This window comes from Chryseobacterium sp. CBSDS_008, from assembly GCF_049959325.1.
GTDB lineage: Bacteria > Bacteroidota > Bacteroidia > Flavobacteriales > Weeksellaceae > Chryseobacterium.
On record NZ_CP188202.1, the window covers coordinates 3,567,697 to 3,591,515 of the forward strand.

Below are 23,819 nucleotides of genomic sequence, written 5' to 3' on the forward strand. Positions count from 1 at the left end.
AAAAAATCACCCCGGTCTGAGGTGATTTTGCAATAAAGAGGTCGCCAAGCTTATTCTTTGTTTTTTACCAATACCCATCCGGAATATTTGGTTTCGGTATTGTTTTTATCATTTTCATTCCAGGAGATGGTGTACCAGTAAGTTCCGGTTGGAATTTTCTTACCGAAAGCTGTTCCGTCCCATGTGAAGTTGCTCATTCTGTTAGCTTCATGAAGTTTGTTTCCATATCTGTCATATACAATGAAGATAAGGTTCTTCTTATATGCTAAGGCTGAATAGTCGATAGCATCATTTACGTTGTCTCCGTTCGGTGTAATTGCGTTAATAAGGTTAGGAACAGTCACAGTCACCTGAACAGGAGTACAGTTGTAGGTATCTTTTACATATATCGTATTCTCTCCTCTTGGAAGTCCTGTGAATATATTGGAATCCTGCCATGTAACACCATCAACAGAATATTTGTAAGGAGGAACTCCGCCTGTAGCGGTTACCGTGATGTTGTTATTGGTGATTTCTATTCCTGAGATTACCGGCTGAAGACTCGGATGTACACGTACTTCCTGAAGTGTGAAACATTTTCCGGTCTGAAGTTTTACCCAATAAGCACCTACCCCTACATTGCTGATAGATTGTGTAGTTTCACCTGTGCTCCATTCGTAGCTTACAAATCCAGGTCCTGCATCCAGAGTGGTTTTGGCTTCTGCACAAATTGTTTTATCTTTTAGTACGGCAGATTTTACAGGAGGTAATACGATCAGTTCTATCTTGGCAATGGAATAACATTGTTTGTTATTGTCTACTCTTACATATACCGTTTTGCTTTCGGAAAGATAATTTAATGCTGCTGTAATAGGATTGGTCTGCGCTTTGGCATCAGCTACTGATGTATAATATTTAATGATGGTTCCGGTAGGGGTTGGAACGGCTACTCCGATATCAGCTTTAGAAAGATCGAATGTTGAACGGGTAACATCATTGTCAATATAACAGTTTTGAAGTACAGCATCTTTCAATACTACCGTTGGATGGAATAGGAGTCTGATTGTAGTGGTTGCAATACATCCGAAGGTAGAAACAACTTTTACATATATTGTTGTTTCAGCAGAAACGTAATTCGTAGGATCGGTAATTTCATTGATGTCTGCATTCATATCAGCAACGGTAGCGTAATACTTAATCGTTGCTCCCAAGCCTCCAAATACATTGGCTGTTGTTAAATTATAGTTGGCAGTACCGGCGCCATTATTGTTACAGGAATATAGGGTAGCAGAATTGGCTGTGATACCTGCATTGACAAACTTAAATTTCCCGGTAATGAAACATCCGTTGATAGGATTGTTTGGGTTTGTAGGATCGTGGTAAACAATTCGGTAATAGTATGTAGTTGTCCCGTCTACAGTGGTTATAGTAAGTGGGTTTTGTCCTGTAAGGGCATCGTTGGTTGTTTTGTGATAACTAACTGCAAAGTTAGAACTGTTACCGTTAATAATAGCTGCTGAAAGTGTTGAAAAATCAAACTGAGTAGGCAGCGCACAAACCATTACCTGGCTTGGATCATTGGGGCCGGCTCCCGGAATACCCGGAGTGATGAATGGGTTAGGGGACAAAACCGGATCATTAAATGCAGAGCTTAAGCTTGCCGTACCTGACCATTCTAAAGAGAAACCATTCACTGATCTACTGTAGTTGTCAATGACCAAATAATATGTTTGACCTACCAGCACATTCATATAAGGGCTCCATTTACCATTGTTCATACTGGCTGTAGTACCAGGAGGGTTGGTAGGGAATACTGCAGGTGGAGCAAGAGCAAGATCCAGACCTGTGTCTCCCGGAGTACCGCTATAGTTACATCTTATTGGCTGGATGAAAACATGATCAGCATTCTGTAAAGAAGCACAGCCGTTTGTTGTGGGGCCATACACTGCGAAATCATAATCATCGCTCTGGTCGTTAGGCTTTATTTTAAACGCAAGCGTACCTGGTGTAGATACCGTGAAAGTGTACCATACGGTATATCTTTCATTGGTGCTGAGGCATCCCCCGTTTTGATTAAGAACTTCTATGATATTTCCCGGCCCTGAAGGGGTATAAGAAATGTCAGAGTTACCACAGATAGGAATTGCTGTGATACAGTCTGACTGTGCAAAGGCCATTTGTGTTATCAATAAAATAAAAAGAAGTAATATTTTTTTCATTGTTAAAACTATTTTTGTTAAACAAACTAGAAATTCAATAAATTTTTATCATTATTTGCAAAAGAAAAAGCCGCCAAAGCGGCTTTTATATCGAAAGGTTTATTCTCTGTTTTTTACAACAATCCAACCCGAGAACTTGAAAGGGGTGTTCTTTTTGTCATTCTCATTCCATGTTACAGAATACCAGTATGTACCTGTCGGAATTTTCTTGCCGGCAATTGTTCCATCCCATTTGTATCCGTTTGACTTGTCTCCCTGGTGGATCTTTGTTCCATATCTGTCAAAAATGCTCAATACAAGATTTTGTTTGCCTGCCATAGCAGAGTAATCTACCACATCATTCACACCATCTCCGTTTGGCGTAATCATATTAATAAGATTAGGAACCACTACTGTAACTTCAATAGGCTCACAGTCATAAGCATCTTTTACATACACTTTGTATGTTCCTCTTGCTACATTAGAGAATGTATTGGAGGTCTGCCATAAGATTTTATCCATAGAATACTGGTAATCCGGTGTTCCTCCGTTAACATTGACTGTTAATGTAGTGTTGGAAACATCAATGTTTGTTACAACCGGCTGTTCAGAAGGATATACCGTTACCTTTTGAGTGGCAATACATTCTCCTGTCTTTAATTTTACCCAGTAAGTGCCTACTCCCACATCTTTGATAGATTGTGTTGTAGCTCCCGTACTCCATTCATAGCTTTTGAATCCAGGCCCGGCATCTAAAGTTGTGGTGTCTTCTATACAGATAACTTTGTCCTTCAGAACATTAGAGGTTACCGGAGCAATCACTGTCAGGGTGATTTTTGCAACGGTATAACATCCTCGGGTATCTGATACTCTAACGTATACAAATCCATTCGGAGCAATATAATTGGTAAATCCTAAAATTTCATTTGTTGCATCTATTGCATCGGTTAGCGATGGGAAGTATCTCTTGGTTGTAGTTCCCGTAGGGCTTGTTACCGGAGCATTAGCAAGATTGAATAAAGCTGTAGATGGGTTTGACTCTATGAAGCATGATCTGAGTGAAGCATCTGCTGCTGTAACCAAAGGATAAAATTTAAGCGTAATTTCTGCGGACGCTGTACAGCCAAATTCGTTGATTGCTTTTACAAAAACTGACCCTTCTGCCGAAACAAACATGTAAGGATTGGTGATCTCATTAGTTCCGTTATTAAGATCATACATTGAAGGATAATACTTTAATATGTGATTAGGAGCAGCTCCTACAGTTGCTGTAGAGAGGTCATACATTGCAGTCCCTGAATTGTTGTTGCTGCAGGAAGTAAGTGTTGCGGGATTCAGTGTAAAAGATTTATCAAGAAATTTTATCTGTCCATATTCTCTACACTGGTTTAAGAAACTGGTTGAGCTGTTCGGATCAACATAGCTGATTGCATAAGTATAAGTTGTTGCTACATTAATATTTATAGGTGTAGTAATTGCGTTGGTATCGTCTAGTGCATCTGTTGGTGAAGCGTAATATTTTACTGAGAAATTAGAGTTGCCATTTAAGATCTGTGAGGAAAGTGTAGAAAAATCATAGTTTACAATTTTACCGCATACCGGGATCTCTCCGTTTTGGGTAGGACCCGGCTGTAAAAACGGATTTGGCTGATAAACCTGTGCCGAATTATGGTCAAATGGAGTAAGAAGCTTAGCCGTTCCTCCAAAAGTTAAGGTAAATGGGGCAATGTCTATAGAATAATTATTTAAGAGAAGATGATACACTTGTCCGGGAAGCACATCAATATATTTTACATAACCATCACCACCACTTCCTTCAGTTGTCTCGGTAGAGGTCATGTTAAGCCCGGTAGGGTTGATGATGGTTCCATTAACGCCGGCATAAGAACACCTTAATGGTGTAGCTGTTGTATTGGCACAGTTATGATTGGGTCCATACAGGGCAAAATCATAATCAATCCCTACTGCAGTGGGACCTGTAGGAGTTACTACAAAAGTCAGTGTCCCGGCAGTCTCTATGCTGAAAGTAAGCCATATGGAATTACTCTCTCCATTAGGACCCAGACAGCCTACCTGGCCTTCTTTAATATTTCCCCATCCGTTAGGTTTAAGGGAAATGGCTGCATCGCTGCATATCGGTATGGCAGTAGCACAGTCCTGCTGCGCAAAAGCCATTTGAGCTACAAAAAATAGAAAAATAAGTAGATATTTTTTCATGTTGGTCATTTTAATTTTTATCTTCAGATTATTGTACAGAAGTTATCAGTTGCTTTCCCCATGTAGGAGATTTGCTGTCTGAAGGACTTTGGTTGGAAAATTCGCCTAAAGCCTTACGATATAAAATGTCAGCATTGGATTTATCACCTGCTTTTTCTTTGATTTTTGCCTGAAGAACAGTTAGTCTAGGATTGTTCGCAGAGTTGGCTTCAGCTTTTGCCAGACTTTGAGAGATGACATCCAGGTCCGGCTGATTGTTTTGAGAACCATCAATCTGCATTTTCTGAACATACAGTAACCCTAATAATATATTGATTTCAGCATGATCTCTTTGTGCAGTCCATGTTCCTGTGGCTATTTTTCTGGCTAAAGCATTGTCATCTGACAGGCTTGCTCCTGATGCTTTCTTTAGCAGGGTTTCATTTTTAAGGTATAAAGCGACAGCAGCATAATAATTAGCCTGTAATGTTTCTGAAGTTTTTGCTCCTGAAAATTTATTGAAAACAATGTCATAATCACTGGCGGTTTTGGAAGCATTGAGCTGCAAGACGGCTTGGTTTAGCGCTTTGTCAGTAAAGGACTGGGCTTTTGTCCAGCAATTTACAATGAGAAAGCCCAAAATTAGTAAAAGTTTAGTCATAAGGGATATATTATAAAGGCAAATATAAAAAATTATTAACGTTAAATTAAAGATTTTGAGATATATTTAATGAAACTAATGTATTGGTTTTTAATATTGTATTTTATTCTTTCGGTTGAATTCTGTGAACATCGTAAACATATTGGTGATTTTGATAGATATTTAAGATTTAATTCTTTTATAAACTTAAAAAAAACAGCTATAAAAGTAAAATCAGAATAGAAAACGTTCTATTCTGATTTTAAGTATTTCGAATTACGATTTTTTTCGTATACGATTTTAAATAGATTGATAAACAATAAATTAATATTGCATTTTTCTCAGCTTAGGGTTGGTGCTTCCCACAAACAAAGCAACCAAAACGGTCATGCAGCCCCCGAATACCACAGAACGTACCACGCCTAGTAATTTGGCCATGAGCCCGCTTTCAAACTGTCCCATTTCATTACTGGACATAATGAAAATTGAATTGACACTCAGAACCCTTCCTCTTATATGATCGGGTGTTTTTAGCTGTACAATTGTACCCCGGATAACCACAGAAATTCCGTCAAGCATTCCGCTCATGACAAGAAACATAAAAGAGAGCCAGTACAATTTGGATAACCCGAACCCGATAATGCAAAGCCCGAATCCGGTAACAACCGCAAGAAGGATTTTTCCCTGATTTTTTCGAAGCGGAACAACAGATAAAATAGTTATGATACACATGGAACCAATATCTGAAGCAGCATTCAGCAAGCCGAAGCCTTCTGCTCCCGAATTTAAAATATCCGTGGCAAATACAGGGATCATAGCTACTGCACCGCCAAAAAGCACCGCAAACATATCAAGACATAAAGCCCCTAATATCTCTTTCGTTTTAAAAATATAAGAGATACCCTCACGCATGCTTTCCACCACATTTACAGTTTCCTTTTTGTATTCCGAATGCTGTTTATGAAGCTGCCAGAAAAACAATGAGGCAACAAATATTAATGATATAATAACAACCAATGTCCACTTTACGCCGATAAATCCAATAAGAACACCACCTGCAGCATGCCCGCAAACAGAAGATATCAGGAAAGTTGCCTGGTTCAGGGTAACTGCGTTGGGAAGATTTTCTTTTTTTACGATTGTAGGGATCATGGAAGGAACAATAGGACCAATAAAAGCTCTTGCTATTCCCGTAAAAAAGATAACCCCATAAATATAATAGGTAATCTGATGGCCGGTGAAATGCATTTCTACATCCAGAAAGGCCGGAATCAGCAGGAGCCCGATCAGAAAAATATAAGCATAATTACAGATGAGAAGCAGTCTTTTTTTCTCATTCATATCAATAACATGTCCGGCATACAGCGCACAGCTTACAGCAGGAATTACCTCTGAAAGTCCTATAAGACCTATTGAAAAAGGATCTTTTGTTAATTGATATACCCACCATCCTAATAAAGTGGCAAGCATTCTGAAAGCTAAAACAATAAAAAATCTCCCGGTAAGAAGATTTCTGAACTCAACATTTTGTAATGTTTGTAACGGGGTAAAGGAAATCATGAACAAAAATAGCCCTAAAAATTTATTTAAGGCTATTCATATGTTGATTTTTAAAAGATATAGTAAATATCTTCCGAAAGATAAAATCTATTTTAGTCAGCTCTTGAAGAACTAAGAACTATTGCCGCAACTCCCGCCGCACCGATAATAGTGGCTCCGGCAGCAATTCTTGCCTTTCTTCTGTCTTTTACAGCAGCTACATTGGCTTTAGGAATAATTACTTCTGTACTGTCTTTTTTACCCGCTGTACCTACAATATTATCGCCAACGACATTTCGGAATAAAATGGTCTGCTTCGGAGAGCCATCTCTCATCGTTACTTTGTATATTTTTCCGGCTTCAAGATTGGAGTAGTTGTTTTTTGAAATATCTTCGCTGTATTTTGTCGTTGCACAAGACGTAATAACAAATAAAGACGTTAGTAAAGATGATTTCAACAGTACAGATGCTTTCATTATTTTCTTTTAGTTTTTCAAATTTATAATTTTTTTTGAATATATGTTTTTGGAATTGAAAAAATATAACTAAAATTTGTAAATTTCTAATAGATCTGCAATCTTTCTGTCATTTGCCAATCTCGGTGTCTTGTTTTGTCCTCCCAGTTTTCCCTGTGACTTGGCATATTCATGGAAGGCATTCTTTTGAAGCCTTGTAATCTGTAATTGCTGTAAAATATTTCCCGAAATCAAATCATCATAATAAGTATTTCTCGCCCGAAGCTGCCTGTCCAGCTCATCTCTGAATGCTTCTAAGTGCTCAGGCTCCTTTTCAAATTCAATCAGCCATTCGTGATAAGGAAGTCCTTCAGCCGGATTTACCTGTGGAGCAAGATGAAATTCGGTAATCTGTGCCGGATATTTTTCAAGCGCTGCCTTCATTGCTTCTTCTACCTCAAAAGCAATCACGTGTTCCCCGAATGCCGAAGTAAAATGCTTTGTTCTTCCGCTTACGAGAAGCCTGTATGGATCTTTACTGATAAATCTCACAACATCTCCTATAGAATAAGCCCATAACCCGGAATTGGTGGTGAGAATCAGCGCGTAATCTTTATGGAGTTCAATTTCCTGTAAGGTTAATCTTCTTGCCTCTGGTTTTCCATATTCTTCCAAAGGAATAAACTCATAGAAAATTCCATGGTTAGTCAATAACAGAAGTCCCTCTTTGGTATAATCATCCTGAAAAGCAAAAAAGCCTTCAGAGGCAGGAAAAGTCTGAACAATATCTACTCTGCCACCCAGTAATTCTTCCATTTTATCACGATATGGCTCATAATTGACACCTCCGGTAACAATAAGCTGAAGATTAGGGAAAAGCTGTTTGACCTTTTTGCCGTGTTTTTCCGTTAACTTCTCAAAATACATGATCAGCCATGGCGGGATTCCTGAGATCAGAGTCATGTTTTCATGTTCTGTTTCCTCAATGATTTTATCTACTTTGGCTTCCCAGTCTTCCATAATATTGGTTTCCCAGCTTGGCAGACGGTTTTTTTGAAGGTATTTGGGAATATGGTGTGCCACAATACCGGACAGTCTTCCTGTTTTTATTCCGAAGACTTCTTCCAGCTCAGGGCTGCCCTGAAGAAAAATCATTTTCCCATTTACGAAATCTGCGTTGTTCCTTTTGCTGATATAGTGGAAAAGGGCGCTTTGGGCTCCGGCAATCTGAAACGGCATTCCTTCTTTAGAAATCGGGATATATTTAGCTCCTGAAGTAGTTCCGGACGTTTTGGCAAAATACTCTGGAGTTTCCGGCCAGAGAATATTGGCTTGTCCTTTTTTTACCCTTTCAATATAAGGCTTCAGATCTTCATAGTCTGCTACAGGGACTCTGTCCTGGTATTCTTTTACAGAACGGATGTTTTCAAAATCATGTTCACGCCCAAAGAGTGTTTTTTGGGCGGTACTTACCAGGGAAATTAACAGATTTTCCTGGTTTTTCTCAGCATTTTTTTTGAAATCCTCAGCTTTTTGAACATGTTTCTTTGCCCAGATCAGCGCTGCATTTTTCTTGAAGAAGTTTAACATGGGTCAAATTTATAAATAAGTAGAGAATCTGGAATCATTTTTTTACGAAGCTTCATATAAAAAAACCGATAGAATATCCATCGGCTTTTCGAAATTTGATTATGAAAATAACAACTATATGTTAATGTTGTGCTTATTTGTTTGCTTTGTATCTTTTGTCCGGAGTACCGTCTTTTTTCAGATGTTTGTTTTCTTTATATCTCTTATCCGGAGTACCGTCTTTTTTCATCTTGGCAGCCAGTTGTGCAGGCTTCGCTGCTTTTGCATCCATTGCCGGTTTAGCCGCTTTTGTTTCTGCTGGTTTAGCAGCCTGTGCAGCCGTTGCTTTTACAGGTGGATGAGCAGGAGTGCTTTTAGCGGGAGCAGTCTGCTGGGCAGTGGCAAGTCCTAATCCCAGGATCAGAGACATTGCAGATAAGAATTTTTTCATAAGAATTATTGTTTGCTTTTTGTTGAATAAAGATATACAAAAAGCAGGCTATAAAATTTGTATTTTTAAACTTAACTAAAGTTTATTACAGCTTAAAAAAAAATTAAAACGCTTCATTTACAACGAAAAAGCCTGCCTTCAATGATGAAGACAGGCTACATAATATAATATATAAATAGACAAATCTAGCGTGTACAGTTAGCTGTCCATGTCTTGCCGTCTTTTGCAAATAAGATTTTTAAAGTATTGTTGTCAATTCTGATATAAGAAGTTGCTGTAGAACCAACCATTACCAGGGTATGATCTCCTTCCTGGTTAAACTCTATTCCGTTAAGATCCGGAATACTGTTTGAGAAAGCAAAATTATACTTGGTACCGCTGGCAATCTTGGTTACAAATACGCTTCCGTTATCCGTGCTGATATTGGTAGAACCTCCATCGTTATACGTAATCTTTCCTTTATAGGTTCCGGCAAAAAATTCATTGTTTACCGGGTCGTCATCTTTACTGCACGACGAAAAAGATAATGCTGTAAATACCAACAGCATCATAACTCCTAAGATTTTAATTGCTTTTTTCATAATATTATTCTTAATGTTTGATAAACTGGAAATGCCAAACACTATGCCATGGAGAAATTAGTTGATTTTTTTTAACAGGTTATTAAATAAAATTGTAAAAAATTAAGATTTATTGGCTGATTGGTTGTTTTAAATCTAAAAGTCCGTTAGGTTTTTAAGCAAAGAAAAAAATATCCGTATCTTTGTATTTCAGCAACGGTTTCGGAAAACTCCCGAAATCGCTTTTGTCGTTTATACCATTACTATCTATGCAGTTAAAATCCATCAATGAAAAGTTTCTTCCAGACCTTATGCAGAAAGAGTTTGGGAAAGAAATTTTTACCCAGTTAGAAAATAATCAGCATATTGCCGTAAAAGGAAGTGCCGGATCTTCAGTTTCTATTTTCGTGGCAGAGCTCTTTTTGGCCCGGAAGAAAAATATTCTTTATCTTGTAGATGATAAGGAAGATGCATTGTATGCCAATACTGAGGTGGAAGATCTTCTGGGAAAGGATAAGGTGCTGTATTTTCCTGCTACCCATCTTGAGCCTTATCAGGTGGAAAAGACCCAAAATGCCAATCTTGTTTTAAGAACTGAGGTTTTAAATAAAATCAATTCAGGAAGATCCCCGAAAGTTATTGTGGCCTACGCCGGAGCCTTGTCTGAAAAGGTTTTGAAAAAAGAAGATTTTAAAGCTATTTCTCATCATATTAAAGTGGGTGATCAGCTGGATTTTGATTTTGTAGATGAGCTGCTTAATCGTTATCATTTCCAGCAGGCTGATTTCGTTTCCGAGCCGGGAGAGTTTTCGGTAAGGGGAGGGATCGTAGATGTTTTTTCCTACTCACACGAAAAGCCGTACAGAATTACCTTCTTTGGGAATGAAGTAGAAAGCATTAAAACCTTTGATATTGAAACACAGCTTTCGGTAGATAAGGTAAAAGATTTTCAATTGGTTTCCAATATGAACTTTTCAGTGACCGCAACCAGGGTTTCTTTGCTGCAGTTACTGCCTGAAGAAAGTTTTGTAGTTTCCAGAAACGGAATGGTGGGAATGCAGAAAATCAGATCATTTTACGAAAAGTCTCTGGAGAAATATGATACACTCAATAAAGATATTGCCCACAGAACTCCTCAGGAACTTTTCATTTCTGATCAGGAGTTCTTGTTTGATTATAAAAAATTCAAAACCATTGATTTTGGAGGAATCATGATTGAAGGGTTGAAGGAAATGGCGGAAGTCAGGATGGAACAGCTTCCACAACCTTCTTTTCATAAAAACTTTGAACTGCTGATAGAAGACATTGAAGAAAAGCAGAATGACGGATTTGATACATGGATTTCCTTTTCTACAGAAAAACAGAAAGAACGGCTGGAATCTATTTTTGAAGAGCTTGAACATGAGCTTCCTTTCAAAAGCTTTAAGTCTGAGCTTCATGAAGGATTTGTAGACAATGGCCACAAACTCATGGTGTATACTGATCACCAGATCTTTGACCGCTACCAGAGGTATAAAGCTAAAAATACTTTTGCGAAATCTGAACAGCTGACCCTGAAAGACCTGATGTCTCTGAAGGTTGGAGATTATATTGCCCATATTGATCATGGAATCGGGAAATTTATGGGATTGGTAAAAGTAAATAATGACGGTAAGATTCAGGAATGTTTTAAGCTAACCTATAAAAACGGAGACTTATTATATGTAAGCATTCATTCACTGCATAAAATTTCCAAGTATAATGGCCCCGACGGAAGAGAAATTGTATTGAGCAAACTGGGATCTCCAACCTGGAAATCTTTAAAACAGAAAACGAAAGCGAAAGTTAAGCAGATTGCTTTTGACCTCATTAAATTATATGCCCAGCGAAAAACAGCAAAAGGATTTGCTTACACGCCGGATTCCTATCTGCAGAACGAATTGGAAGCCAGTTTTATCTACGAAGATACTCCGGATCAGGAAAAGGCTACTGTAGATGTAAAAAGAGATATGGAAGCAGATACGGTTATGGACAGGCTTGTTTGCGGAGACGTAGGATTCGGTAAAACGGAAGTGGCGATCAGGGCTGCCTTTAAAGCCGCTACAGATGGCAAACAGGTTGCCGTGCTGGTGCCGACAACCATTCTTGCTTTCCAGCATTACAGAAGTTTCAAAGAAAGGCTTAAAGACTTTCCGGTCAATGTTTCTTATGTTAACAGATTCAGAACAGCTAAGCAGAAATCTGAAACTTTAGAAGCTCTGAAGAACGGAAAAGTAGATATCATCATCGGAACCCATCAGTTGGTGAGCAGTTCCGTCAAATTTAAAGATCTGGGATTGCTGATTATTGACGAAGAGCATAAATTCGGAGTTTCGGTAAAAGATAAACTGAAAACACTGAAAAATAATGTTGATACCCTTACCCTTACGGCGACTCCTATTCCGAGAACTCTGCAGTTTTCATTAATGGCTGCAAGGGATTTGTCAGTTATCAAAACACCACCTCCTAACAGGCAGCCTGTAGATACACAGGTGATCGGGTTTAATGAAGAAATCATTCGTGATGCGGTTTCCTACGAAATTCAGAGAGACGGGCAGGTGTATTTTATCAATAACAGAATTGAGAACCTTAAAGATATTGCAGGACTTATTCAGAGGCTGGTACCGGATGCAAGAGTGATTACAGGACATGGACAGATGGAAGGGAAACAGCTGGAAAAGAATGTCCTGGATTTTATGGAAGGTAAATATGATGTCCTGGTCTCTACTACCATTGTAGAAAGCGGAGTAGATGTTCCCAATGCCAATACGATATTTATCAATGATGCGCAGCGGTTTGGTATGGCAGACCTTCACCAGATGAGGGGAAGAGTAGGGCGGAGTAATAGAAAAGCATTCTGTTATCTGATAACACCTCCTTTCGATATGATGACTTCTGATGCCAGAAAACGTCTGGAAGCCATTGAGCAGTTTTCAGATTTGGGAAGCGGTTTCCAGATTGCGATGAAAGATCTTGAGATCCGTGGTTCCGGTGATCTTTTAGGTGCTGAGCAGAGTGGATTTATCAATGAAATGGGGTTTGAAACCTATCAGAAGCTGATGCAGGAAGCCTTGGAAGAGCTGAAAGATGATGCTGATTTTGAAAATCTTTTTGAAAATGAAGAAGACAGACAGAAGCTTTTCAAATCTGTGAAGGATGTCAATATCGATACAGATTTAGAATTGATGCTGCCGGATTCATATATTTCCAATACAGAAGAAAGGCTGTTATTGTATCAGAAAATTGCAGAGATCAATAATGAAGCAGATCTTCATCAGTTTGAACTGGAACTTATCGACCGTTTTGGGGCGCTGCCTAAAGAAGCTGTAAATCTTTTGAAGAGTGTTTCCCTGAAATGGCTTGCTGCTGATATCGGATTTGAGAAGATTGTCATGAAAAACGGGGTGTTTTTAGGGTACTTCCCGGGGAATCCTCAGGATAAATTTTATCAGACAGACAGATTCAGGCATATCATTAATTATCTGACCCGCAATCCTGCTGAAGCGCAGCTTAAAGAGAAGCCCGGGAAAGAAGGTAACCAGCTGATGATGAGGAAGGAAAAGGTTAAAAATGTAGACGAGGTCAATCTCCTGTTAAAAGCCATCATTGAACATAATTAAATTTTATATTTTGTTTGTTGGAAACAAAATTATAAAATTCATGAAAAGCGTATAAAAACATTAAATTTTTATACGCTTTTTTGTGATTGTTATCATGTTTTTCTTTTGTAATATTCCTGCGTAAGAGAATTAAGCCCTTTTTTAAGGGTTTGAAATCACTTTCCGATGATTAAAAGAATTCTTTAGATTCCCGCACAGTAAGGGTTTGAGACCTTATGTTGTTTTTATTATACGTTAAAAGTAGAGTTATGTAGAAATAATTCTACTTTTATGTGTGATTAATTCTATGCTCTAATGTGTTTAGTTCTATAGGTTTAGCGATGTATAACTGGAATTTTTTGGACTTCATTATGTACCTTTGTAGTCCTTATTATGAAAAAAATTATATATTGCTGCGCGGCTGGACTTCTTTCATTCTGCGCCAACGCACAGGTGGGAATCGGTACCGCTAAACCGAAATCTGTTCTTGATGTGAACGGGAAAACCACCTTAAGAAAAGAACTTAGAGTAGGCGGAACTTCAACCCAGGCTGGAGATGCCGGGTTAAACGGCCAGGTACTGGTTTCTCAGGGTGAGGGATTACCTCCTGTATGGAAATCTTTGAATGTTTCCTTTATGGAAGAGGGACAGTATAAGCTGATCAATTCTTATCTGTCGTCAGATCAGGTGGGTATCATCTCCCTGAGTGATAATGTTGGCGGTGATGGTATTTATAAAAACAGTGTTGGAGATAATATCACAGATCTTACAAAGGGAAACTGGAAAAAGATTGCCGGTCTTAGTAATTCTTTTGCGATCAAAAATGGCAAAAATAGGCTTACCTATCAGTTCCAGACAGGAATTGAAATAAAAGCACCATCCTCTACCACAATAGAAAGTGTCAGGTTTGCCTGTGGTGTTTTCAGAAACGGCGCCTTAGTGGCTGTACGTCCTGACAGAATTGCTTCTAATAATAACAGCGGTAAAGCTGGTCTCCAGGAGTATATTTTTACTCTTAATTATACTGAACAGAATGTTCCTGTGGGAGTTCATAATATTGAAGTGGCTTGCAGAAAGATCGATACTTCAAATGCAGGCTCACAATTTGCAATCGGACGTAATGTACAGTCTTCAAACGGAGCATCCAGTGCATTTACTCTGGAGTCTACTATGAAGATGGATGTTATTGAATACGTGAGCTATAAAAACGACTAATAATGAAAAAAATATTATCAACACTGCTTTTTACCATGGGACTTTTGGTAACGGCTCAGGTAGGAATAAAGACGAATGCTCCGAAGGCAACACTTGACGTAAACGGAGACGTGAATTTCAGAAACAAAATAGGTATTCTAAGTACTGATAATACCGTATTCCACGGGAATAATGATCAGCTGCTGGTTTCAAGGGGAGAAGGTTTTACTCCTATCTGGAAATCTCTCCGTATTCCTGAATATGAACCCAATAAATTTTATCTGATCTATAATAACTCTTTTTCAGATAAAGTAGGGGTTTCATTTACATCTTCTGATGATTCTGCAGTAAGTTTTACCTCAAGAGGAACTACTTTTACCAAAGGAAAAGAACTTACCAGCCTTACCAGCTTTAAAAAAATAACCGGTCTATCAAAAGAAATTACCGTATTCAGTACTCAGAGTAAGGCATACTTCCAGTTTGAAACAGTGGTTCAGGCTGACTTTGGAGCAGTAGGCTCAACGGATACTTCAATAGACTATGCTTGTGGTATTTTTGTGGACGGCAAACTGGTCAACCTGAGACAGAGGAATTTAAAAGCGATCACAACTTCGTATCCCTTTCTTACCCATACCCAGATTGGAATTGTGGATAATCTTGCCAAAGGAACTCATAATGTAGATGTCGCCTGTACAAGGCTGGGATCTTATGGAGCGTCCGGTAATATCCTTACAATAGGAACGAATACCAATAGCAATATTAATGACTTTATTTCACAGTCCTCTCTTAAGGTGGATGTATACGAAGTTCCGGAGACGTTTAATACAATTATAAATTAAGGCTGATTATGAAAAAAATATTATTGACAACATCTCTGCTGCTGGCAGGTGCTGTTCATGCACAGGTGGGTATTAATACTCCTGCTCCTACCAATATGCTGGATGTGAACGGAGATCTTAATATCGCGAAAGAATTAAGAACAGGAGGCACAGATATCCTGAAAGGCTCTGCCGGAACAGCAGGTTACATATTTCATAATAATTCAGTGCTGAATGCAAACGACTGGAAAGAAATAAAAATTGCCGATGGACAGGGAAGTATGTCTGTATTCTCAATTAATACCGTTTCAGACAAATTAGGAGTAAGCTTTTCCGGAAACAATGGCCCGACTAATCCTTATAACGAAGGAATAGGCTTGGGTACTGATTGGATTGTACTTTCGGGAACCATGGATAGTTTCTCCGTGACCAATCAAACAAACAAAGCCACTTTTTCATTTCAGACCACTGTACAGAAAACAGGTTCAAATTCTGCCAGTTTTGCCTGTGGCGTATTTGTAGATGATGTGCTGAAAGCGGTAAGAACAGATGTGCTGCTTGGAGATCCCGGTGCCTATAAAATTTTTAATCTCAATGCTACACTCACCAACCTTCAGCCCAAAAACGATTATAAAGTTAAAGTGGCCTGTACAAAAAGAGCTATTTCCGGGTCTACACTTGGAGTAGGAACAGCAGTGAATACCAACTTCCTCAATAGCGATATGTCGCAGTCTGTTTTGACAACATCCATATTGCAGCCTTATTAATTTTCATAATCATACAATAATCGTAAATCTAAAAACGTTATGTTTTTAGATTTTTTTTGTTTATTAACTCTATTTATTGTGAATTTGTTCAGATAAAGTAAAGTGTATTATTAAAAATTGAATTATATTTGAACAAGCTAAAAAAATTCTATATGGTAAAAAACTATTTTTTTAAAATGTTTGCCGGTATTGCTTTTCTTGGGCTGCTGACAGCATGTAATACGACCTCAGATCCTACAGAATCCATCCCGAATCCGGATGACGGACCACCTCCTAAAAAGATTTTGGCGAAGGTAAGTTCCAATAGTGTTACCCAGGAAGAATACACTACTACAGCGGTAACCGGAGATTTACAGACTGCAGTGTCTAAAGATGAATTTTTTGCAGGAAGTGCTTATTATACGGGAACGGTAACATATACGAATAAAAATATTACTAAAATTAAATATGTGAGTTCTGCCGCATCCAGCCTTGTGTATGAATTTAATATTGTTCCTGATGCTACAGGTAAAAAGATTTACAATGCTACTTCTACAGCAACCGGAGCAACTCCATCGGTTTCTGTTGTAAGTGATTATGCATTTACCTATAATGCAACTACCAATAAGCTTACCAAGATTCTTGAGAAGAGAAAAGAAGGAGGAATAAGTGCCTATAACAGGTTTATAGACTATAGCTTTGTATATAACGGAGAAAATGTTATTCAGGTAGTTTGTTCCAAAGGTATTCTGGATATCAACGGAAACCCGAATATGGGTACGGCAGTCGTAAGCAAGTATAGCTTTCAGAACTATGACGCTCAGAAAAGTCCGTATTCAACACTTCCGGCAGTTTATTTCATCACGCGAAGTCTGATTAATCCGGCTCAGTTCTATAAAATATCTCCGAACAATCCTACCTCAATGTTTATAGAATTACCGGCACCAGCTGCTCCTGTTAATACATCTCAGAGTTATTCTTATGACAATCAGGGATATGTAACTATTGAGAAAAATCAGAATTTAACTTTTACCTATAAAAATTTATAGGAGAAATATAGTTATTAATCTTACCGGAATATAAATAATAATACAATTTTTAGGCAAAAAAAAATTATATTTGTCAAAAAAATAATCAATTACAAGGAAATGAAACAAATTTTCTATTTTATTTTACTGATCGCAGGGTTCTCCTCAGTACATTCCTGCAAGGACATGCTGGATGAGGACGGAAATCCATTGCTGGATCTTAACAATACAGGAGGATTAAGCGGTCCCAGAGCATTATACAGAGAAATTACAGATAAAGATACGATTGCAGAATATCAGTACAGCGGACTTCTTGTGACTAAAGTAATCACAGACAGTGCTTCAATTACCGATATTATGTACAGTGGTGATAAAATCAGCCAGGTCAATTTCAATGGTTTCCTGGATCTTGACGGAAACGGAAAACTGGATAAAGACAGTGTATCCTACACTCAATTATTCACTTACGCGAATAATAGCAGGCTGCAGCTTATTTCTGAAAGCCGTTCGATCTTCAGAAGACCTCCGCCTGTGCCACCGGCAACTACTTCGGGACCACAGACATTATTGAGAAAAGAGAAAACGGCTTATGAGATCAAGTACAGTACTTCTACAGGAAAGCTGGATTCTATTATTATGAAAAATGGACCGGATGTTCCGGGAGTTCCTCTTAATTTCACAGATTATTCTAAGACGAGTTATACCTATGTAGGAGATAATGTATCAAAAGTAGTAAGGTACTACGGAACAATGTCAGGAGGTTTATTTGGAGCGGTTACAAGGAAATATAGCTACGAATATTATGCATATGATGATCAGGTGAGCCCTTTCACACTGTTGCCACACGTATATAAAATCTCAAGATTATTATCTACAGTAATTAATGATAAAGAAAGTCTTATTTTATCTCCAAACAATCCTAAGAGATGGTCGGTAACAGATCTTACACCACCTATTCCAACTCCGATTGTAAAGAGTACCAATTACGTTTATGATCCCCAGACGTATATGACAAAAGGATATGGCGTTAATTACATCTACAAACCACAATAGAAGAATTTTTTTAACAATATTTAAACTCGATCTTTCCGAAGATTGAGTTTTTTATTTTTTATCCCTTAATTTTGCAAAAATTTTCTGATGAAATATTTAATCGTCGGGCTTGGTAACAAAGGCTCAGAATATGAAAATACACGACATAATATAGGCTTTAAAGTAGCTGAAAAAATAGCGGAAACCCTTGAAGTGTCATTCAATACCTCCAATTTTGGCTGGCTGGCGGAGGGAAAGCATAAAGGCAGAAAAGTTTTTGTCCTTAAGCCGGATACTTATATGAATCTTTCCGGAAATGCAGTAAAATACTGGATGCAGAAAGAAAATATTCCTTTGGAAAATGTACTGATCGTGACCGATGATCTTGCTCTTCCTTTCGGAACGTTAAGATTGAAAGGAAAGGGTTCTGATGCCGGGCACAATGGACTTAAAAATATTAATGAAGTATTGCAGACTCAAAACTATGCAAGACTGCGTTTTGGAATCTCTGCAGATTTTTCTGCCGGCCGACAGGTAGATTATGTGTTGGGAACCTGGAATGAGGAAGAATCAGAAAAGCTTACAGAGAGAATCGAAACCTTCGCTAAGGCCAGTCTTTCTTTTGTATTTGCAGGTTTGAATAATACCATGTCTGCATTTAACGGAAAATAGAAAACAGATAATAGATTCCATCTGTGTAGGTAATCAGGGAGCCTGAACATTTTTATATGGATCTAAACATGATAAAAAATAAATGCCACCGGATTTCGATGGCATTTTCTGCAAATTATAATTGAAATTTAATGAGTTTTACTTTTTATAACCAGGTTACAGCACCCGTTTCAACGTCATAATTGGCTCCAACGATCTTAATCTTACCTTCGGCTTCAAGGTTTTTAAGTGTTGAACTTTGCTTACGGATATCTTCAATCGCACTTTTTACATTTTGCTGATTAAGCCTTTCCAGCAGCGAGCTGTTTTTTGATGAACGTTCTTCGTTTTCTTCAATGATTTCATTGATGATAGGGTTGAAGTGATTGATAAGGTGGTTCAGGTTATCCATTCCCAGACCTTCAATTTGTGCAGCGTCAAGACCTCCTTTCAAAGCCCCGCACTTGGTGTGTCCCAGCACTACAATAAGCTTGGAACCGGCAACATTACAGCCAAATTCCATAGATCCCAGAATGTCCTGATTCACAAAGTTTCCGGCAATTCTGATGCTGAAAACGTCTCCTAATCCCTGGTCAAAAATAAGCTCCGCAGAAGTACGGCTGTCTATGCAGCTTAGCACTACTGCAAAAGGCCACTGTCCCTCACGGGTTGCATTCACCTGTTCAAGAAGGTCTCGGTTTGCTTTAAGGTTGTTTACAAACCTCTGGTTTCCTTCTTTTAAGAATTCTAATGCTTTCTCAGGAGTAATAGTAGACTGGGTTTCGTATGTATGTGCTTTCATATTTTTATTGTTTTCAAATTTAAAGTTAAAAAAATTAATTAATTGTTGAGATTACATAGCCCTTTTATGGGTAACCAGAATATGGGAATCCTCACTTCTTTCGTAATCTCTGTATGAGGTTTTAAAACCTGTCAGTTCTACATTGATGTCCTGTTCCTTTGCACGGATATTGGCAAAGTCCTGGATCATTTCCAGCACATCGGTTGCAATATAGGAAGTGTTTCTTGCATCAATGATGACTGTAGAGTTGGGTTTTATATTTTTAAGTGTTTTTTTGATCGCTGCCTTATTTAAAAATGATACTTCTTCAGCCAGTTTGATATTGATGCCATCCGCATCATCCAGCTTTTCTCTGCTTAGATAATAAGCTCTTTTCATATTTCCCTGCAGAATATAGAAAACGGAGATCGCAAGACCAATACCTACTCCTTTTAGCAGGTCTGTTGCCACTACCGCTACCACTGTTGCTACAAACGGAACAAACTGGAATTTCCCTAAGTGCCAGAAATGTTTGAATGTGGCAGGCTTTGCCAATTTATATCCTACTAAAATTAATACCGCAGCCAATGTTGCTAAGGGAATTAAATTTAAAACAACAGGAATAGAAAGGACACAGATTAATAAAAAGACTCCGTGAATGATAGAGGAAATTTTAGAGGTTGCTCCCGCATTGGCATTGGCAGAACTTCTTACCACAACAGAAGTCATCGGAAGGCCGCCAATAAAAGAACTCACAAGGTTCCCGATTCCCTGGGCCTTAAGCTCAAGATTGGTATCTGTGATTCTTCTCTGTCTGTCTAAACGGTCTGACGCCTCAATACAAAGTAATGTTTCAATAGAAGCTACAATGGCAATCGTTGCTCCCACGATCCATACTTTAGGATTGGTAAAACCATTAAAATCAGGCGTTGTAATCAGGTTTTTAAAATCATCAAAAGACTGCGGAACCGGTAGGGAAACCAAATGCTGGCTTTCAATAGCCAGAGCGCTTCCGGACATCTTAAAGAGCTGATTCAAAAGAATACTTACTATCACGGCAACCAGTGCTCCCGGTAGCATTTTCATTCTTTTCAGTACATGAATTTTGTCCCACGCGATAAGGATCGCCACAGAAACTAAAGTAATAACAATAGCACCCGGATGGACGGCTCCGAATAATTCTGTAAAGTATCCGAAATTCAGCCCGTTATCAAAAATAGATTCATGACCTTCGTAATCTTTATCGAATCCCAAGGCATGTGGAATCTGTTTTAAAATAATAATGATCCCTATGGCAGCCAGCATTCCTTCAATGACATTATTCGGGAAATAGTTGGAAATACTTCCGGCTCTTACAAACCCTAAAACCAATTGAATAAGTCCTGCAATAATCCCTGCACACAAGAAAAGTTCGAATGCGCCAAGATCTGTAATTGCTGTTAAAACAATAGCTGTCAGACCCGCAGCGGGTCCTGATACTGAAATATTTGAATTACTGATTGTTCCTACTACCAGGCCGCCTACGATACCGGAAATGATACCGGATAAAGGTGGGGCACCTGATGCTAAAGCAATTCCTAAACACAACGGAAGTGCTACTAAAAATACAACGAGTCCTGAAGGAAAATTCTCCTTGATTCCTCCTATTAAAGATGTCTTTTTCATAATGTGAAGCTGTAAGGTATAACCGGCTTATTTATTGTAAATAAGTCAATTATAAGAAGTTGAAAAAAATTAATTTTAAATACGTGTGTATCCGATATCAAAAATGATATGGAAATGGTATCAAAAAAATCTAACTATAGGAGTTACGCTTCCGGAGGGGGAGAAAATATAGTAAGTAAGGGTGAAAGATGAAAAGAATCATCAATCAGAACAAAAGACACGCCCTGAGCATCAGGTTCAGAAAACTTCAGATAATCAAAAACATCTAAAGGTTTCGGAATAGTCTTTTCGTAGACAATAAATGAGGACGGATGAGAATGTGGTTCTTCTTCATTGATTATTACATTCGTTCTTGCAATATCCCACCCCGCAACCGCAGCAATGCCTGGCAGCGCTGTAAAATTCAGAAAAAACAGTAATACAATAATACTCCAGAATTTCATTTTACCTTCTTTTTAGAAAAACTATTTGGTCTTTCTGCTCATTACCCAATCAGAACTTGTTAAGTTGTAAATCTTTTGAATGTCTTTCAGGATTTTCTCAAAATCAATCTCAAGATCAATGATTTTACCTGTTCTGAGGTCAAATACCCAGCCATGCACAATAGGATACTCTTCTAAAATGTATCTTTCCTGTACGCAGGCCATTTTGATTACGTTGATGCACTGCTCCTGAACATTAAGTTCCACAAGTCTGTCATAACGCTTGTTTTCGTCCTGAATAGAATCCAGCTCTGTCTGGTGAAGCCTGTAAACATCACGGATCGTTCTCAGCCACGGATTCAATAATCCCATATCCTGAGGAGTCATCGCTGCTTTTACACCACCGCAGTTGTAATGTCCGCAAACAATAATGTGTTTTACTTTTAAATGTTCTACAGCGTATTGAATAACGGCTGTGGAGCTCATATCTAAAGTGTTAACCACATTGGCGATATTTCTGTAAACAAATACTTCTCCGGGTTTTGCTCCCATCAACTCTTCTGCGGTAGCTCTGCTATCTGAACATCCTATGTACAGATAATCAGGATGCTGGGTTTTTGCAAGTTCATGGAAGAAACTTGGATCTTCAGCCAGTTTGGATTCAACCCATTTTTTGTTGTTTTCAAAAATAACCTCGTACGATTGTGACATAATTTTAAATTTACAATTATTTATTTCGTTTAAATTATTTCCAAAATCAATAGACCAAATCAATAATTATGCAAAAATATACTTTTTGTTAAAAAATCAATCACTTTTAACAAAGTTTAATATTAAAATATGCTTAAAATCATATCTAATATTCCGGTATGCTTTGCCTTACAGCTATTGAGATCTATAAGGTAATCCAAACGTTTAAAAAGCAGGATAAAATTACGAAGTATAAATTAAAATTTGAGATTTGTTAATTAAAATATTCTTAATTATGTAACCATTTTTATATTTGTTTGAGAATAATTATTAAAAAACTATTTCATTAGATAAAAAATGAATAATTTAAAGGTCGATTAATGTATTCGCAGATGCAACAAGGGAGGATAATGAAGTCGTAAAATATCAGAAAAATTCTCCTGGAGATGGGGCTGTACAAACTATTATAAAAGGCTTAGGTATAAAATGGTACATGAAGAACTGTACAAAGATCCGGAACTTCATCTTAACAATATTGCAAAATTATTAGATGTTCATCCCAATCTTCTGTCTCAGGTTATTAATTCTATGGAGCATAAAAACTTTTATGATTATATCAACCGGCAGCGTATTGAAGCGTTTAAACGTACTGTTGTACTCCCGGAAAATCAAAAATACACGATTCTTTCATTAGCTTTTGAGTGTGGGTTTAATTCTAAAACCTCTTTCAATAGAAATTTTAAAAAGTACATGAATTGTTCACCAACAGAGTTTGTAAAAAGCCAAAGTATTCATATGGAGTAACTTATTACAGGTATTTAATAGTTGTTTTAAGTGTCTTATTATTAGTGATTTGTAAATAGGTGCCACCTTTCATTTTGGAACAATTGAAGCTTTTTATAATGCTCATTTTTACAGAAAATTAAATTGGCAATTATGAAAACGCTACTGTTTGTGAGGATGTGTGTGTTGGCATTACTTATCGGATTATATCCTTTTATCTATGCTTTTGTAGAACATCAATATACCTTTTTGGGTTCAAAACCCCTGGAAGTACTCCATAATGTAATCTGGAAGTCAGCCTTTTTTTCTCATATTATTTTCGGCGGGCTGGCACTTTTTATTGGATGGAGCCAGTTTAGTATTCATTCCGTAATAAAGATATCAGAATACACAGGTTTATAGGCAGACTTTATGTAATTGGGGTGATTATAAGTTCTGTTTCAGCTGTGTATATGGGGTTTTATGCGAATGGGGGATTTATATCAGCAACAGGATTTATCTGCTTGGGAGTAATCTGGCTGGTGACAACTCTTGCCGCCGTTATGCAGATAAGAAGGGGGAATATCATTAAACATCAGCAATTCATGACGTATAGCTATGCCTGTACCTTTGCTGCGGTGACATTAAGATTATGGTATCCTTTACTGAAAATGGTGATGGGAAATGCAGAAAGCTCTTATATTGCAGTAGCATGGTTATGCTGGGTTCCTAATTTATTAATTGCTTATATTATTAATAGAAAAAAATAATAGGAATATGTAAAATCTAATGACTGCGTTTTTATTTGCAGCAATCCCTTTCAAGT

Annotated in this window: 22 protein-coding genes; 10 read left to right on the forward strand and 12 right to left on the reverse strand. The window is 37.8% G+C overall.

Annotated features, from left to right (window positions below):
* Positions 1–50: 50 nt before the first annotated feature.
* From ACP3T3_RS16145 to ACP3T3_RS16180, 8 genes are all read right to left on the reverse strand, one after another.
* Positions 51–2,198: a T9SS type B sorting domain-containing protein gene (locus ACP3T3_RS16145; protein WP_426476838.1), complete on the reverse strand. Its 2,148-nt coding sequence runs from the start codon at positions 2,196–2,198 to the stop codon at positions 51–53.
* A gap of 99 nt (positions 2,199–2,297) precedes the next feature.
* Positions 2,298–4,394, reverse strand: coding sequence for a T9SS type B sorting domain-containing protein (locus ACP3T3_RS16150; RefSeq protein WP_426476839.1), 2,097 nt, complete (start codon positions 4,392–4,394; stop codon positions 2,298–2,300).
* A gap of 28 nt (positions 4,395–4,422) precedes the next feature.
* Positions 4,423–5,034, reverse strand: a complete 612-nt coding sequence (locus ACP3T3_RS16155) for a hypothetical protein (RefSeq protein WP_426476840.1) — start codon at positions 5,032–5,034, stop codon at positions 4,423–4,425.
* Between the two features lie 303 nt (positions 5,035–5,337).
* A complete protein-coding gene (locus ACP3T3_RS16160; protein ID WP_426476841.1) occupies positions 5,338–6,573 on the reverse strand; it encodes an MFS transporter in 1,236 nt (411 codons plus the stop codon).
* Positions 6,574–6,665: 92 nt separating this feature from the next.
* Positions 6,666–7,028, reverse strand: a complete 363-nt coding sequence (locus ACP3T3_RS16165) for a hypothetical protein (protein WP_426476842.1) — start codon at positions 7,026–7,028, stop codon at positions 6,666–6,668.
* Positions 7,029–7,097: 69 nt separating this feature from the next.
* A complete protein-coding gene (locus ACP3T3_RS16170; RefSeq protein ID WP_426476843.1) occupies positions 7,098–8,597 on the reverse strand; it encodes a GH3 auxin-responsive promoter family protein in 1,500 nt (499 codons plus the stop codon).
* A 133-nt stretch (positions 8,598–8,730) separates the two neighbouring features.
* Positions 8,731–9,027 carry a hypothetical protein gene (locus ACP3T3_RS16175; RefSeq protein WP_426476844.1) on the reverse strand — a complete coding sequence of 99 codons (297 nt, stop codon included), beginning with the start codon at positions 9,025–9,027 and terminating at the stop codon, positions 8,731–8,733.
* Positions 9,028–9,212: 185 nt separating this feature from the next.
* Entirely contained in the window at positions 9,213–9,608 is a 396-nt protein-coding gene (locus ACP3T3_RS16180; protein WP_426476845.1) for a hypothetical protein, read from the reverse strand.
* A gap of 248 nt (positions 9,609–9,856) precedes the next feature.
* Between ACP3T3_RS16180 and mfd the strand changes: the two genes are divergently transcribed.
* From mfd to pth, 7 genes are all read left to right on the forward strand, one after another.
* Positions 9,857–13,225: a transcription-repair coupling factor gene (mfd, locus tag ACP3T3_RS16185; protein WP_426479981.1), complete on the forward strand. Its 3,369-nt coding sequence runs from the start codon at positions 9,857–9,859 to the stop codon at positions 13,223–13,225.
* Positions 13,226–13,597: 372 nt separating this feature from the next.
* Positions 13,598–14,419, forward strand: coding sequence for a hypothetical protein (locus ACP3T3_RS16190; protein ID WP_426476846.1), 822 nt, complete (start codon positions 13,598–13,600; stop codon positions 14,417–14,419).
* Between the two features lie 2 nt (positions 14,420–14,421).
* Positions 14,422–15,237 (forward strand): hypothetical protein, encoded by an 816-nt coding sequence (locus ACP3T3_RS16195; RefSeq protein ID WP_426476847.1) that lies wholly within the window; start codon positions 14,422–14,424, stop codon positions 15,235–15,237.
* Positions 15,238–15,245: 8 nt separating this feature from the next.
* Complete coding sequence (locus tag ACP3T3_RS16200) at positions 15,246–15,983, forward strand: hypothetical protein (RefSeq protein ID WP_426476848.1); 738 nt, start codon at positions 15,246–15,248, stop codon at positions 15,981–15,983.
* Positions 15,984–16,135: 152 nt separating this feature from the next.
* Positions 16,136–17,011, forward strand: coding sequence for a hypothetical protein (locus ACP3T3_RS16205; RefSeq protein ID WP_426476849.1), 876 nt, complete (start codon positions 16,136–16,138; stop codon positions 17,009–17,011).
* A 99-nt stretch (positions 17,012–17,110) separates the two neighbouring features.
* Complete coding sequence (locus tag ACP3T3_RS16210) at positions 17,111–18,043, forward strand: hypothetical protein (protein ID WP_426476850.1); 933 nt, start codon at positions 17,111–17,113, stop codon at positions 18,041–18,043.
* Positions 18,044–18,130: 87 nt separating this feature from the next.
* The gene (gene pth / locus ACP3T3_RS16215; protein WP_414846032.1) at positions 18,131–18,694 is read left to right on the forward strand and encodes an aminoacyl-tRNA hydrolase; all 564 of its coding nucleotides are present in this window, start codon (positions 18,131–18,133) and stop codon (positions 18,692–18,694) included.
* 145 nt (positions 18,695–18,839) lie between these two features.
* Here pth and ACP3T3_RS16220 read toward each other — a convergent pair whose 3' ends face one another.
* The 4 genes from ACP3T3_RS16220 to ACP3T3_RS16235 form a co-directional block, all read right to left on the reverse strand.
* Positions 18,840–19,475 (reverse strand): carbonic anhydrase, encoded by a 636-nt coding sequence (locus ACP3T3_RS16220; RefSeq protein WP_426476851.1) that lies wholly within the window; start codon positions 19,473–19,475, stop codon positions 18,840–18,842.
* Between the two features lie 51 nt (positions 19,476–19,526).
* Positions 19,527–21,119: a SulP family inorganic anion transporter gene (locus tag ACP3T3_RS16225; protein WP_426476852.1), complete on the reverse strand. Its 1,593-nt coding sequence runs from the start codon at positions 21,117–21,119 to the stop codon at positions 19,527–19,529.
* 143 nt (positions 21,120–21,262) lie between these two features.
* The gene (locus ACP3T3_RS16230) at positions 21,263–21,562 is read right to left on the reverse strand and encodes a hypothetical protein (protein ID WP_426476853.1); all 300 of its coding nucleotides are present in this window, start codon (positions 21,560–21,562) and stop codon (positions 21,263–21,265) included.
* A gap of 21 nt (positions 21,563–21,583) precedes the next feature.
* A complete protein-coding gene (locus ACP3T3_RS16235; RefSeq protein ID WP_426476854.1) occupies positions 21,584–22,252 on the reverse strand; it encodes a carbonic anhydrase in 669 nt (222 codons plus the stop codon).
* A 465-nt stretch (positions 22,253–22,717) separates the two neighbouring features.
* Here ACP3T3_RS16235 and ACP3T3_RS16240 point away from each other — a divergent pair, with 465 nt between their 5' ends.
* The 3 genes from ACP3T3_RS16240 (at position 22,718) to ACP3T3_RS16250 (ending at position 23,763) form a co-directional block, all read left to right on the forward strand.
* Positions 22,718–23,035: a helix-turn-helix domain-containing protein gene (locus ACP3T3_RS16240; RefSeq protein WP_426476855.1), complete on the forward strand. Its 318-nt coding sequence runs from the start codon at positions 22,718–22,720 to the stop codon at positions 23,033–23,035.
* Positions 23,036–23,167: 132 nt separating this feature from the next.
* Positions 23,168–23,416: a hypothetical protein gene (locus tag ACP3T3_RS16245; protein ID WP_426476856.1), complete on the forward strand. Its 249-nt coding sequence runs from the start codon at positions 23,168–23,170 to the stop codon at positions 23,414–23,416.
* Between the two features lie 20 nt (positions 23,417–23,436).
* Positions 23,437–23,763, forward strand: a complete 327-nt coding sequence (locus tag ACP3T3_RS16250; RefSeq protein ID WP_426476857.1) for a DUF2306 domain-containing protein — start codon at positions 23,437–23,439, stop codon at positions 23,761–23,763.
* Positions 23,764–23,819 lie beyond the last annotated feature (56 nt).